This window comes from Polycladidibacter hongkongensis, from assembly GCF_001561995.1.
Taxonomy (GTDB): domain Bacteria; phylum Pseudomonadota; class Alphaproteobacteria; order Rhizobiales; family Stappiaceae; genus Pseudovibrio; species Pseudovibrio hongkongensis.
Genome location: NZ_LLWC01000038.1, coordinates 38,287 through 52,581, shown reverse-complemented (window position 1 = coordinate 52,581; position 14,295 = coordinate 38,287). Strand labels below are relative to the sequence as shown.

12 protein-coding genes are annotated in these 14,295 nt (G+C 47.6%); 5 read left to right on the top strand and 7 right to left on the bottom strand.

The features are described 5' to 3' along the window. From tnpA to AYK82_RS17595, 5 genes are all read right to left on the bottom strand, one after another. The coding region (gene tnpA / locus AYK82_RS17615) for an IS66 family insertion sequence element accessory protein TnpA (protein WP_156453425.1) at positions 1–227 on the bottom strand (227 nt) is incomplete at its 3' end. Positions 228–312: 85 nt separating this feature from the next. After that, a complete protein-coding gene (locus AYK82_RS17610; RefSeq protein ID WP_068319118.1) occupies positions 313–1,275 on the bottom strand; it encodes an SGNH/GDSL hydrolase family protein in 963 nt (320 codons plus the stop codon). Positions 1,276–1,365: 90 nt separating this feature from the next. Next, positions 1,366–2,574: an MFS transporter gene (locus AYK82_RS17605; RefSeq protein ID WP_156453424.1), complete on the bottom strand. Its 1,209-nt coding sequence runs from the start codon at positions 2,572–2,574 to the stop codon at positions 1,366–1,368. Positions 2,575–2,929: 355 nt separating this feature from the next. Beyond that, complete coding sequence (locus AYK82_RS17600) at positions 2,930–3,727, bottom strand: class I SAM-dependent methyltransferase (RefSeq protein WP_082734034.1); 798 nt, start codon at positions 3,725–3,727, stop codon at positions 2,930–2,932. A 26-nt stretch (positions 3,728–3,753) separates the two neighbouring features. Continuing rightward, positions 3,754–5,091 (bottom strand): UDP-glucose dehydrogenase family protein, encoded by a 1,338-nt coding sequence (locus AYK82_RS17595; RefSeq protein WP_068319112.1) that lies wholly within the window; start codon positions 5,089–5,091, stop codon positions 3,754–3,756. Positions 5,092–5,384: 293 nt separating this feature from the next. On the opposite strand from AYK82_RS17595, the gene hpaR reads away from it, so the two are divergent. Both hpaR and AYK82_RS17585 read left to right on the top strand, forming a co-directional pair. Beyond that, positions 5,385–5,867 (top strand): homoprotocatechuate degradation operon regulator HpaR, encoded by a 483-nt coding sequence (gene hpaR / locus AYK82_RS17590; RefSeq protein ID WP_082734033.1) that lies wholly within the window; start codon positions 5,385–5,387, stop codon positions 5,865–5,867. An 81-nt stretch (positions 5,868–5,948) separates the two neighbouring features. Next, positions 5,949–6,296 carry a VOC family protein gene (locus AYK82_RS17585; protein ID WP_068319100.1) on the top strand — a complete coding sequence of 116 codons (348 nt, stop codon included), beginning with the start codon at positions 5,949–5,951 and terminating at the stop codon, positions 6,294–6,296. Positions 6,297–6,318: 22 nt separating this feature from the next. On the opposite strand, the gene AYK82_RS17870 is transcribed toward AYK82_RS17585, so the two are convergent. After that, entirely contained in the window at positions 6,319–7,035 is a 717-nt protein-coding gene (locus AYK82_RS17870) for a pentapeptide repeat-containing protein (protein ID WP_082734032.1), read from the bottom strand. A gap of 210 nt (positions 7,036–7,245) precedes the next feature. Here AYK82_RS17870 and AYK82_RS17575 point away from each other — a divergent pair, with 210 nt between their 5' ends. Genes AYK82_RS17575 through AYK82_RS17565 form a run of 3 tightly spaced genes read left to right on the top strand, consistent with a single transcriptional unit; the run spans position 7,246 to position 13,436 of the window. After that, positions 7,246–8,673 carry a glycosyltransferase gene (locus AYK82_RS17575; protein WP_172795276.1) on the top strand — a complete coding sequence of 476 codons (1,428 nt, stop codon included), beginning with the start codon at positions 7,246–7,248 and terminating at the stop codon, positions 8,671–8,673. A gap of 49 nt (positions 8,674–8,722) precedes the next feature. Beyond that, entirely contained in the window at positions 8,723–12,436 is a 3,714-nt protein-coding gene (locus tag AYK82_RS17570) for an NfrA family protein (protein WP_172795275.1), read from the top strand. Continuing rightward, positions 12,387–13,436, top strand: coding sequence for a DUF4434 domain-containing protein (locus AYK82_RS17565; protein WP_068319085.1), 1,050 nt, complete (start codon positions 12,387–12,389; stop codon positions 13,434–13,436). The genes AYK82_RS17570 and AYK82_RS17565 overlap by 50 nt, the downstream gene beginning before the upstream one ends. On the opposite strand, the gene AYK82_RS17560 is transcribed toward AYK82_RS17565, so the two are convergent. Beyond that, positions 13,433–14,245 (bottom strand): IclR family transcriptional regulator, encoded by an 813-nt coding sequence (locus tag AYK82_RS17560; RefSeq protein WP_068319084.1) that lies wholly within the window; start codon positions 14,243–14,245, stop codon positions 13,433–13,435. The two genes, AYK82_RS17565 and AYK82_RS17560, sit on opposite strands and share 4 nt — an antisense overlap. Between the last annotated feature and the right edge of the window lie 50 nt (positions 14,246–14,295).

Sequence of the window (14,295 nt, the reverse complement as noted above, 5' to 3'; positions counted from 1 at the left end):
TGCAGCGACAGCTCGGCATACATCTTCTTGAAACGGCGAAGTTCGTCCTCGGTAGACTTCATCTGCGAGATCATCGGCGCATCCAAGCCCCTATACTTGGAACGCCACTTATAAAAACTCGCCGCGCTCATGCCATGCTCGCGGCAAAGCTGCGCAACCGGAATGCCGCTTTCCCCCTGCTTCAAAATTGCGATGATTTGCCCATCGCTGAAACGAGATTTCTTCATAAATTCAGTCCTCAATATGAGGCAACAATATCTCTACTTGCAAACTCGATCAAATACAGGGAGACTACCGTATTAAGCGCAACAATTACACCGCTTTGCTCCGGCACGTTGCCCCCGCCTCCATAAACTCACCAGACGCACTCACTGTAAAATGCACTTCACAGCCAATGAACTTTTTTTGAACTTCAGGCATCGCTTTCGTTTGCTCCAAAAGAATATGGAAACGCTCTTCAGGATCGCCCATAGTCTGGTCAGTGAAGCGTTCACGTTCAAACTCAAAAGCTAAGTCGTGCTCATAGTAGATCTCGACTTCCATATTTCCCTTGCCATCAGCATTAGGATAAACCTTGTAGTTCAGCTCCTTTAAATCTGTAGCACAAGCAATTGGCCCTGTTACGACTGGGAAAATACTCTGATTACAAAGAGCAAAAACAACTGTCCTTTGTTCATCAGAGATAGCAGCTTCAAAGTAGGAACCTATGTCTGTCACGGGGCTATCGTCAAGTTGATATGTGAGTTCGGCGCGACGTTCGAAATCCTTTTGAAATTGCTCCGTTGCAAGGTTTCGGCCACGAACAGCAAGCTCTTTCACGGCGGCTCTAATCATCGAGTCCAATGTACTCTCTTCGTGGTCACTCGTGTTTTCTATCGCCCCATTACCCAAGTTTGAGCAACTTAATGAAACATAGTTTACATCCTGCCGCATTTCATAAAGCTTGGTTTGACCATCGTATATCGCCAACGATCTGTGCAATTGATCTTCGCGCTCTACAAAATTCCTCTGAAACCCAGGTGAAACCAGTTCTTGCAATTTGACAAACGCCGCTTCTTTGCGTGTCTCTGTTGTTTTGTGCGTGCACATATCAAAGATTAGCTTTTTAGCCTCAACTTTGTGCGTTCCACAAAACCAATCAGTAATTCGATCCCACAGGCGCGTGGCTGCGTTACCAATATGCTCACGATCAGTTGACTGACGAATATCGCGAATTTCATTGGAGCCAATATGAGAATGGAACCTTTGGCCAGAGATATGAATTGCAGCAGTCATGTCAGCCTCCTGATTTTGCAGAGTGTTTTTTGTTCAACTCCAATTTAACCGCGCTACACATCAACCGGTGTCTTGAACGACACCAGATCTTTAATAAGTCACGCGCTGACGAGTAGAGTATTGGGGGCTATCATCCTCACGGCTTTTCCACCGCATTAGTGCAATAACCAGCAAACCAGCTCCACAGCAACATATAGATGCAGCCAACGCGCCTACTCCAGTTTTCCCAAAACTAGCAAGTGAAAACGCAAACACTGGCGCTCCAATCGTTGCGCCGAGATTGCCAAGCTGTGCCATAGCGCCGTTCGTCCTAGCCTGATCCTCCGGTTTTCTGGTTAAAAACGGGACCATTATAAAACATGTCCCTTGGATCATTCCCGATGCAAACATAATCACGTAGATTAGCGAAGCCAGCAAAGCGTGTGGCGCAAAAATTATTGAGATTGCACCAACACACATGGTTAAAAATGCAAGGAGCGTCAAGCTGATTGGTGACAACCATTGGCATAATACACCAGCAGATATTGTCGCGAGTATGGTGACAACTGGCAAGGCAGCGGCCATCAGAAGAGCGGTGTCCTTTGAAACAAAGCTTGGCAAGAATGTTAACAACGCTACATATAGCGATGTATGACAAAAGAAACTAAACGCTGGCAGCAAGTTGCGATAGTCTGCGTATATCTCTCGATGAAAGTTCGCCCATGAAACACGTTTTTCCTCATGCTCGGCGCCTTTGGAAAGCGGCAGTAAAGCCTGACACAGAACCGCGATAATGACTAGCCACAGCGCGTGTAGTGTTAGCAGCATTGGTACGCCGCCCATGTCGATAACAGGCGAACTTACTGCACCGGCTATTGCAAATCCTATTCCAAAGAATGTTCCCCATAAGGCCATTGCAATTGAGCGATGTCTTTCTTCACACAAGCTGGCAATAATTGTTGGTGCCGATACAATAATTAATAGGTGTGACATTCCTTCGGCAATTCTAAGTGCGAGCATCGGCAAAAAAGACGGCAGAAAGGACTGTGCTACTGACAATACCGCTCCAAAGAATAACGCAGATATGAGCGCTCTCTTTAGGCCGTGCTTTGTGGCGAAATGGCTTGCCGCCGCTCCGAAAACCACGCCACCAAGCCCAACAATCGAAATTAGGAAGCTAACCGTTGTACCGTAGCTGCTATATGTTTCTGCAAGATGTGGGAATGAAACGGAGATTTTTGCGTATTGCATGGCCGCGCCCACTCCAGCGACCCACACAAGCAGCACCTTGAACCAATTTGTTCGAAGTTGTATTTGCATATTTCCCACCCAATAAATGCTAATTGGATTGTGCAATATCACAGCGCCTACCACTTTAGCAGTCACCGAATGAATTTTTTTGCACTTCTCAAAACATTTTTCATTCTATAGTGGGTCTCTATTCAAGATAATGCGACGTCAGGTCGCGGATTACTTTTGTCGGGAAAAGGGGTTTTAGCGTCGGGTTACACCGCGTTGCCCTATTTAACCGTGCCAGTTTTTCGGGTTGCAACTACAAAAGACACTGAATTTTGTTCGCTATGAATGCGCTTTGGTTCATCAATGGATTTCGTTTGCAAGCGCGTTTCTAAAGCGTCAGTTGGTTGACAGCTGTCAACCAACTGACATAAGTTCGTTAACTTGGAGTCGCATCAATTAAGTAATGCCACCCTAGCTGCTCTTCAAGCGCCTTAAATACAATACTAGGCATCGCTTCAAACCAGTCTTCGCGGACATAGTTGTAATTTACATACTCATCCACTTTAAATGGAAATATATGATCCTGCCGAGCGTTAGAAATATGGAAATCTGGTTCGAGTAAAGATGAAAGTTCTTCGCGGTTGTAGGTGAAAGCAATAGGGCAGCCGAATTGAGCCTCAGGCTGATCTAAACCAGCCGCAATCATAGATGCCTTCCAGCTGTTTTTGGCATACAGCATCAACTTGAAGCTGCCCCGTCTATTAATAACTTTTCTAATAGATTGAATTGCTCTTGGGGGTGAAGGAGTATGATGAAGAACGCCAAAGGAATAGACTAGGTCAAACTCATCTTCTTCAAAATGGGTCTCCAAACATTCTGCGTTCGCTTCGACAAACCTTCCGTCAAGATTGAATACATCGAACCGCTTTCTGGCAAGCTTGAGTGACTCGCTAGATATATCGACCCCGGTGTAAATCGCGCCCGCGCGTGAAAAATTGACCGCATCCGTGCCGATCCCGCACCCCACCTCCAAAACCCGTTTACCCTTCCAACATTCAAACTCGGCAAATCTGGGAATGTGTGGTTCTACAAAGTACTTCCTAGCCTCCACTTGATCAAAGTACTCTCTGGTACCAATCGGAGCGGTTGAATGGCGTATATTGCACGGGCGAGCGTTCCAATAGTCCACGACACGTTCCAAGACTTCGTCATCTTCATGTATTGAATTATTCATGTTAACTCCGGGCAAATGAATTGTAACTAAGCGGTTTCAATAGGTTTCGCAGCCTCGTAGTCGCTCGAGTTGATTATCTGCTGAGCTACTCCAGTACACCTCCAAGGATCAATAACGAAGCGAGGCCGGTCGCTTGGGGCCAACTCGGTAATCAACAAGGGAAGCGAAGCGTAGTCTTTCCATGCGGTGCAAATCACAACAACAGCGCTTCCACAAATCGTCTCTTTTATAGTCGCGTGCGCTTGCACTCCATTAGGTAGAATTGTGTCCGCGTTTTGTAATGCAACCGGATCACTCACAGACACATTAACGTTGAGTTTGCTCAAGCGCCTGACCAGTTCAAGGCCCTGACTACATTCCGTCACCGGAGTATTTGGTTTGTATGATAGGCCCAATATGCTCACCCGATCGGAACGACTATCAAGCGCAAGAAGTATCTGCGCTAGGAGACGCTCGGTTTGGTAAGAGTTTATTTTATCAGTAGCTTCCGCCAATGCCGTATTAGCCCCAAGCTTCTCTCCGAGCGCGGTGAACGCTCTATTGTCTCTTGGGAAGCAAGGTCCGCCATAGGCGACGGCACCCTTCAAATACTTTTTTCCGATTCTCGTGTCTGCGCCCAACGCATGCGTAACTGTATCTACGTCCGCACCATCAAGCCTCTCGCAGAATTCTGCGATCATATTTGCATATGATATTTTTGTGGTCACAAATGTATTCACGGAAATCTTGCAGAGCTCGGCGTTCACGAAGTTCATGCGATGAAACTCAGGATTGCTTTCTGTGGTGCTGCGATATAGCTCCGCTAACATAGCCCCAGCTTTGTGGTCGGACTCCCCAATGAGAATCATGTCCGGACGCAACATGTCCCGTACAACAGAACCAAGTGCTATAAATTCTGGATTGTAGCAAAGGCCAATGCCATCACCGACGAGACGACCAGAAGCTGCTTCTAATTTTTCTCTAATTTCGCCGCCGGTTGAACCTGGCATTACTGTGGAGGTGACTACAACCAAGTGATAGCTGTCTTTGGCTCGTAGCGCACTTCCAATTTCTTCAATCGCTGCCAGTACAAAGTCGTTACAAAACAGACCATCTACACCACTAGGCGTAGGGACAATTATAAAGCTAATATCACTATCCAAAACCGCAGCGCGCGTGTCGATTGTCGCTTCAATACGCTCACTGTTTACTGATATTAGTTCTTGAAGTTGAGGTTCCTCTACTGGTGAAATCCCCTGATTAATCAAATCGACAAAGCGCTCATTCTTATCAACACCGATAACCTCGAAGCCCTTGCTTGCAAAAACCGCCAGCATCGGTGCCCCTAGTTTACCGAGACCAAATACTGAAACTCTAGGCATCATTTAATATAGTTCCTTTCAAGCTAGCACATGGGAAGCCCTAGTTTGCAGCGTAAGAAGCAGCGCGCCGGACAGAAGCTACGCGCAGGTTATATTCTTAACGAAATTGTGAAATACTATGATGATAAGGTACAGCAATTCAGTACTAGAAAATTCTTAGCTAGAATTTTTAAGGATTTGACATAGGGGGCACGGGCAAATTCATGAAAAGCGAATTGAATCGCGACTCCTAGATATCTACACATTATCGATTGGTAGAACTTGCTAGTGCCATCTACATTCTTCATAAGTAATTGATGAAGATGACCAGTGTAACCGATTTAGAAGAGGAGCGAGACGTGTTTACCGCGATCGAAGCAACCTCTCGTTCGCTTCCAATTGCACTCCTTAGAGCCCGTGAAAAGCTGATGGTCGAAATACGTCCAGTTCTTCAGCGCGCAGGCGTTACAGAACAACAGTGGCGTGTTCTGCGAGTTCTCAAGGAAGGTGGTGTGTTAGAACCAAGTGAGATAGCGGAGCAATCCTGCCTATTACTCCCAAGTCTGACAAGAATTCTCAAGCACCTTGAAACTCTGTGCTATATTGATCGTCACCCACATGCGACAGATAAAAGACGATTTCTATTCTCCATTACCCCTCTGGGTTCTTCCCTCATCGAAAAGTATGCAGCAGAAAATCATCGGGTCATCGCAAGACTTCGCGATAAACTGGGGCAGGAGAAGTCCCAGCTTCTTATCTCACTTTTGCAGGAAGTATCTACTCTAGAGTTGAATGACTAGCAAAAAGCGCAATAGAGCAAGCGCTCATAATTGAGCATTAAGCATCAGCGATCACGACCATTTAATATTGGAGATTTATGAATGAAGTGGCCGATTGACTATCTTGAACTGCCGGCAAAGGACTTGGAACTCGTCAGAGAGTTTTACTCTTGTGTATTTCAATGGAAGTTCACTTCCTACGGGGAAGATTATATCGCCTTCAAAGCAGGAGAGCGAGAAGGCGGGTTCTATCGCTCTACCAAGACCAGCGATAGCGCTAACGGTGCCGCGCTTATTGTCTTCTACAGCAAGGATCTGCAAGAAACACTGGAGTGCATATTGGTGCATGGTGGCAGTATAGCAAAGGAGACATTCAGCTTTCCAGGAGGGCGCCGCTTTCACTTTTACGATCCAACCGGAAATGAACTGGCAGTCTGGTCTGATAGATAATCAAAAGCCATTCTTATCGACTTCAATTCACGTGCAGGCCGATCGCGCTCAGTAACCAATGCTGCTGATCATGCGATATTTTGAGGCCCTTGTATCCTGCAAGTTGAAGTAAATTTAGACCAGCAAGCTGGCTGCCAGTCAGATCTGCATTTGACAAATCGGAGCGCATAAAATCCACGTTTGTTACATCGCAATCACGAAGAGCAGCACCATTCAAATTGGAAGAGCTAATCGATGCTTCGATTAGTTTGCAGCTAGCAAACGAACAGCCTGAAAGGTCCAAGCCAGAAAGATCAGCGTAAGCGAGATCGCAATCTTCTATGCATAAAGCGTTTGTTAGTCCGCTGCCCCGACGTGTTGCAAAAGAACTAGAGAGAAGTCGAAGTCCTTGCGCACGACATTGAGACATGCGCACATTGAACAATTCACAACGCTCAAAGCATACTAATTGCATCTGACATGATTTAAACTCCGCATTTTGCAGCATTGATCCTTTGAATATTGCCCCCGCACGCTTCTCCCCTGAATAGAATGAGCAGTTCTCAAAACGTGATCCTCTAAAATCACAGCCAACAAAACTCGAGTTGGTCAGGTCGCAATCTAACCAAACAGAATCCCGTAAATCGGCGTCTTCAATCTGTTCAGTTGACAGCTGACAACTTTCAAAACGTTGTCCTACGAAATTGCCGTAGCTTAGTTCAGTGCCAGCGTATTGCTGATTTGAAAAACCTAAAGTCAATGCACACCACCCTTAAATCATCTTTTAGAAAAATCTAGATCTCCTTGTTATATTTATCAATTAATATTTATACATATGTGTTTCTCTATAGTCTTTAATTACAATCTAGAAAATTAAATTGTGGTACATCAAGTATATTTCTCTTTAAATGCTGATTTTCCATCTGTTTTATGATTTTATTTTATATATTTATTTGATGTGGAGACAAACTTGCTTCTAACAGATCTATTAGTGATTATTTTCCTAGTGTCACAAAGCGCATTTCTATTTGCTGCATATGTCTTCTTCGCCTCGGGTGTTGATGATCTATTTATTGATGGTCTCTTTTATCTAAAAGTAAATAAGGATACCGGAGTCGCTGCGAAACGAACCGAAGATCAATTGTTAAAGGCAACTGGCAGTCCCCCAATATCGCCAATGGCAATAATGTTGCCTGCGTGGGATGAAGCCAATATCCTTGTGCCAGCAGTAACTAACATGATGGAAACGCTTGATTATCCAAGCTATCATGTTTTTTTGGGCGTCTATCCAAATGACCCGGAAACAATTGCAGCTGCCAATAGACTAAAAGAAAAAGACCATCGCATCCACGTTGTTACGACATCGCATCCCGGGCCAACCTGCAAAGCCGATTGTGTAAACCAGATTCTGTCAGCAATCATCGCATTCGAAACAGAGCATGCTATTGTTTTCAAAGGCGTCGTTATGCAGGACGCAGAAGATGTCCTTAATCCACGCCTGCTCCATATTTGCAACGCGGCGCTAGAGAACTACGATGTTATTCAAGTGCCGGTTCTTTCCTTACCAAGACGCCGTCGCGATATCGTAGGCTGCCATTACATGGACGAATTTGCTGAGTTCCACAGCAAGGAAGCTGTCGTCCGCGAATATTTAAGTCATACAGTATCAGGGGCAGGGGTTGGAACCTGCTTTAGCAGGCGTGCAATTATCATAGCGCGCGAGCAATTCGGCACCGTGTTTAACACCTCCTCGTTAACCGAAGACTATGACTTTTCAATGCGCATGCACTCCCATGGCATCCGGCACCATATGCTATGGCTCACGTCCAAAGTACCGGGAAGAACCACTAAATACGCGGCAACACAAGAGCTATTTCCGAACAGATTCTGGGCCAGCGTTCGCCAAAAAACGCGCTGGACAATTGGGATCGCTTTTCAAGGTTGGTCACAACTTGGCTGGAAGGGCACGTGGGCGCAACGCTATTTCTTTTGGCGTGATAGAAAGATGATCTTCTTTTCTCATGCGATACTAATCGGATATTTTGCTATCCTTCTCTATCTAGGTCTTTGGATATACTCCGCCCTTGATCCGTTTGCCTATCAGGTTCCTCCGTTATTGCGGGAAGATCATCCTCTATGGATTGTGATCTGGTTTAACCTCTTTCTTCTTTTGCATCGCCTAGTGCAACGCTCCATTTTTACATGGTTCCACTATGGCAAACGCTACCTCCCATTGATTGTTGTGCGCTACTTCCTCGCGATACTGATTAATTACGTCGCCATGATCAGAGCGACCCGCATTTGGCTTCGTCACAAGCGAACAGGCGAGACGATAGGCTGGGACAAAACAACCCACGACTTTGAAGGAGAGTTGAACGACAAGGAGGCGCAAACGTAAGCTCATGCAAAAACTTCTACGACCTCTCTACCTCGGTGGAGTGATCGTGTTGAGTTTAATTAGTACTGCGTTTAGCCAACAGTCCTCACTCCCAATTCCAGAAACACAGGCCCATAAGCCTGTTAGCGCGCCTCCACATGCGGACCCTCGCCCGAATGATCCTGAGCAAGCACAAGCACAGCGCTCGGCGTACTATCAGAAGTTATTAGCGGATTGGCTCCGCCAGCATTCATACCTCAGCGAAACTTGGCGTGAATTTCGCAGCTTCCCAATTCTAGATCTGGCTTATCGATATTTAAATGCAGGTCAATCAGACAAAGCCATTGAAGAGCTGAACCGACTGCTCGCTGTCGATCCAGAAAACTTGTTTGCGTTATGGCAGAAGGCGCTGGTCTTGATCAGCGAGGGACGGGGCACTGTGGCAGAAGAATCCCTTGATGATCTTCTTTCCTATTATCTCGAGTTTAGCCCTGCCTATCTTATCAAGGGAAACCTTGCATCATCTCGTGGAGATTGGGCGCTAGCGTTGCGGCATTATAATTCCGCTCTACTTTATGGCAACCTAACTGAAGCGGACAAAGCAGCCGCACTTGCCTCTGGTGCACAAGCAGCCCTGCAAATTGATGACAAGGAAGAGGCCCTGAACGCACTAAACCAACTACGCGAGCTTGGCGTCGCCACACCGGAAGAACGGCTGATTCGAGCCGACCTGCTTGCCAATTTTAACAGAACCCAAGCGGCGATCAGCGAATGGAACTCCCTATCGTCACTTATCGAAGCTCCAGACAAAAAACGTGCGCTGGTTATTAACCGTGCAATCGCCCAGATTGAAAGCAACAACAATGATGAAGCCTATGAAAACCTATTCTCCGCATGGAAAGCTCAGCTCTTTGCGGGGCATGCCGTAGATGCTGTTCAGCGCAGGACGTTTACTCGTTTATTGGTTGGGAGCGCCACTGCTGCCGGGCAAAGCAGGCAACTGATAGAAGCACTGCAACGCGCACCACTTGCACGGATGAGTCTAGATGAGCGCGTACAACTGGCTTACGCTTTAAGAAACGCAGAACAGGAACAGGCTGCTCAAACTGCCTTACTTTCGGAAGAGGGGACCCTGTTAGATTTCGAAGGAGCCCCCACACAACAAGTGACCAACTATCTCACTGCGGTAGTCGATCTGCTATGGAACACCCCCAGAGAAGCGCTTGCCGCACAAGCAGGACGCGCACTTACCAAACGAGGCGACAGCCCGCAAAGCGTCCTGCTACTTGCCAATGTTGCTGCAGAACGAAACTTCGAAGTGCTCGCCTCCCAGCTTCTTGTCGAGTACAGAGCGCGCGCCACGCCTGAGCAACTGAAAAAGGATCCTCAAATCTGGGCCGATTTCCTTTATCGCCTTGGAAAAATCAGTCGCTCGACGGGCGACCTGTCAAATGCGCTTGTTTCCTTCCGGCAATCAGATCTTTTGGTTCGCAAATGGCAGACACTAAAGGAACTCGCGGAAATATACCGCATAGATTCCCGCCCGACGGATGCGCTTAAATACTATCAGAACGCACTCGATATCGCACCGTCACAAACACTGAATGCAGACGAGAAGCGCGCTTTATCTCAGCTCTATTTCGGCTTTGGCACCCTTCTCATCCAGATGGGTGACCTTAACCGAGGCTTCGCCATGTATCTCTACGACTGGAACTTATCGCAGGATCCGGCAGCTATTACACCCGCCTATCTTACTCTTTTGAAAGCCAACCGGGCCCATCAGGAAGGGAGGGAATGGCTACAACTTGTGTCAAGGAAAGGAAAGAACGCCGAAGCGCGCGCTGAGTCGCTGCTGTTTTTGGCAAGGTCGCTCAAAGGACAGAACCACGAGCAAGAGGCACTTAGCGTTTATAAGGCCAGCCTTCGATTAGAGCAAAGGCCGGAAGCCCGCCTCGAGGCAGCCGCTATGCTATTGGTGATGGATCGCTCTGGCGAAGCAATGCAGCTGCTCCTCGCCCCGTTTCCAGAGGAGTTTAAACCCTTGGCAGGGGTCTATCGCTGCGCGGCTCTGGACGAACTTGGGGGGCAAATTGATGCGATAAAACAGTTTGAGTGCCCAACGCAGCCCGCAACAATTCCGAAGGAGGATCCCATCAACATCCTTCGAGCCACCGTTGATGCACACATCAAAGTGGGAAACTTTCTCGCGGCGGCAAAACAACTTGAGGATTTGTACAAGACAGCGCCATCTGGAGAAGCGGCACTACAAACTGCCTATACCTATGCAAAGGCTGCCCATCCCGTTGCTGTCAAGCGTTGGCTTGCGCTTGCATTTTACGCTCATAAGGTTCCTGCTGCCGGCCTCGAACTTGCGTCTAGGGAAATGCAAGGTGGTAACAAAGCCGCCGCGCTCAAGCTTCTAAAGCGGTTAAATCCAAACACGCTGTCCCTCAATCAGCAGGTCGTCCACTACAGCTTACGAGCGCAAATTCTAGGCGACCAAGCTGAAACTCTTGCAAAGCAAGGCGCAGCAGAGCCGGCACTCAACAGAAAGATCACGAAACTGCGTGAGGAAGCCCTGAGCAACCTCCAACAAGCGCTCAGCATATTAAATGGTTTGCCAGCAAGCGGTGACTTCCCCGCCAGCACAGGGTTAAATCTGCGATATTCTCAGATTTATATTACGATGAGTTTAGGTGAGCTGGACAAGGCCGAGCAGTTATTTCAAAGCCTACCTACCAGAGACCTGCATGATGCAAATTTGCTGTCGCTTGGAGGCTATCTCGCAATTGCCCGCGAAGACGCCCACGCCGCAATTGAGCGTTTTGATGAGTCCTTGGCGCTAAGGCCTAACCAGCCAGCCGTACACGAAGACCTAGCTTACCAACTGCTCAAGACCTACCAAAACAAGCGCGCTTCGCAGCAGTTCAAAATAGTCGTTCAAGGGTTGAACAAGCGCCACCTCGACCTTGTCGAGGAAGACAAAAAGCGGCGCATCCAGCGGCAACTAAAAATCATAGACTACCCATTCTGGGTCTTGGCTTCCAATTCCGTGTCTCCCGTTTCCGATGAAACGCAAAACGTCGGTTCTGTGCTAGGCATCGCTAGCTCCAGCCCATTTGGTTCAATCGAAGCGGGTTGGCGACCACCGATCATTGGGTACCGAAATGGTCAAGTTTTTGAATTTATTACTAGGTTTCAATGGAACAACGAGGCGGCAAGCCTCACACCAGACGATGATAGTACACAAGCTATCTTGGGGGTACGGTTCAAACCGTTTGAGCGACATAATCTAAAACTGGGGCTAGAGAGGTTTTTTGGTGTAGGCGACAATACGCAGGACAATTGGCTTGGCCGCATTATGTGGTCCTACACAAAAGGTAACGATTTCCTGCCTTTGTACACCAAAACCGCAAAGGGCATTCAGTCTACAACAGGGCAGCCTTATTACAGTCTTTACGTTGAAGTTGCACAGTTTTTAGAAAATGAAGCCAACACATTGGCTTATGGTGATGGCCGAATTGGTTACACTTTTAACATAGGAGATAAGACAATCTTGTCCCCTTATGTTTACTCCATAGGAAGCTCAAACTGGGCGGATGGTACACCGCAATACGCAGTTGAGGTAGGAGCTGGCGCGTCATTTAAATGGCAAGGCTGGTCAACGGAATACTATGGGGACCACGTGCAAGTAGAGCTTTACGGCCGAGCTGGACACGAGGTGACGAGTTCAGATGGGTCAACAGAAGAACGCATTCTTTTTGGACTACAAGCAAGCTTTTAAAGTGGCGTTCGCTGCCGCTATGATTTTTGCGGGGGCGATCAGCTTGCCAAAAACGGAAGACGGCAAGACTGGCCTAGCTGTCGCTGCAAACACATGCTCGCCCGTAAAAACCAGCTTCATCCAACCTTGGCTTGATACCTACTCTTCCGATCCAATCTTTTGGAACAACGAGATGCGCGCCCACAACAATATGGGTGTAAAAAGGCTCGTGCTGCAATGGGTGCACTGGGGTCACTCTAAAAACGAACGTTACCACGCACCTAAATGGCTCGTTGCGGCGCTGAAGGCGGCAGAGCGAACCGGTACCAAAATTTGGCTTGGACTTCGCTACGATCCACACTTTATACGAGGAATTAACGGCCCGGATGCCAAGAACTACATCAACCAGCGGCTCGTCGACAACTTCCAGATAACCGCGAGCATCCAGCGCCTGCTTTACGAACAAGAGATTTCGCCTACAACAATAGCTGGATGGTACATACCCGACGAAATAGATGCGGCAATGCTGCTTAGCAAGCAAACAAGACTGCGTTTAGAATCCTATTTTCGCATTACACGGCAAATGCTGAACAGCAATGGTGATTACCCTGTTGCCGCTAGTGGTTACACAAACCTCGGTGAGCGCCCAAAAGAAGTGGTGCATGCAATTAGCCAGTTCGTCGCCAATACCGGAATTCGTACTGTTTTTGGACAGGATGGGGTAGGGGCAGGGCTTTTACAGCCCAAACAGTCTGAAAACCTCTATCGAAAAATTGAGCGGAGAGCGAGAATAGAACGTTGGACGTTTGTGCCTGTCGTAGAAATCTTCAATGTCGACAATGCCTCAACAGAATTCCGCACACTTCCGGCCAGCGCAGAAGAAGTGTACCAGCGCCTTGAAAATCAAAGCGACAATGTCGCTGTCTTTTCCATGGCCCAGCACATTATCCATGCTCAGGGAACCAACAGGGATCAGCTCAAGGCCCTATTTGAGAACTGGTCACTAAATTGTCCGCTTTAGTCCAAGCCATCCCATGCCAAATCGTGCGGATAGTCCGATGGAAAGCGGCCGCCAATCGCTTGTGTTAATTGTTTTGCAGTCCGCGCTGTTTCTATGCGCGTATCCTCAAAACTGGTCACCTGATGGTGCAGACTATCAGAATTCAGAGTGAGGAAGGGAACGGTGATGACCGCTTCAACTATACTTCTCGCATTAAACACAGGATAGGTAATGTTTGTTACCCCAAGAACCTGAGGGCTCTCGCCAATAAAGTAGCCGCTCTCAAGCACTGATTTCACTTGCTGCAAAATTGTATTGCGCTCCAAAGGCGTTACATCAAGTTGATCCAGTAGGAGAATACGCTTCTCTTCCGGTAAGTAGGCAAGCATGGTGACACCAGAGCCTGAACCATGAATATCAATGCGCGCAGACAATCGAAGTGAGAACCCCATTTTATAGGGGCTATCTTGCTTCGCTATCACCAGCATCTCACGACCCTGCAGCACCGACAAATGACAGGACTGGAAACTGGCGGCCGCCAAGGCCATCATTTGCTCATTGGCGGCTTGGAGCAAGCGCTCCACCGGCGGATGTTGGTTGGAGAGCTCAAACGTCTTTAGCGACAAACCAAATCGCCCAGTTTCATCTACTTGAAGGTATCCGCGCGCGGAGAGGATCGTTAGCATCCGAAACAGCTCATTGATAGAGCGGTCTAACTTCTCTGCAATTTCTTTTTTTGAAAGCGGTTCATCCTGGCTAGCAAGCAACTCGATTATATCAAGGCCCCTTTCGAGGGCTGGAGCACGGTATTTAGTTGCTACTTCACTCATATCCTGTGGGATCCTGCTTTACTAACTCTCTTTCACTATCGGGGTTTTAA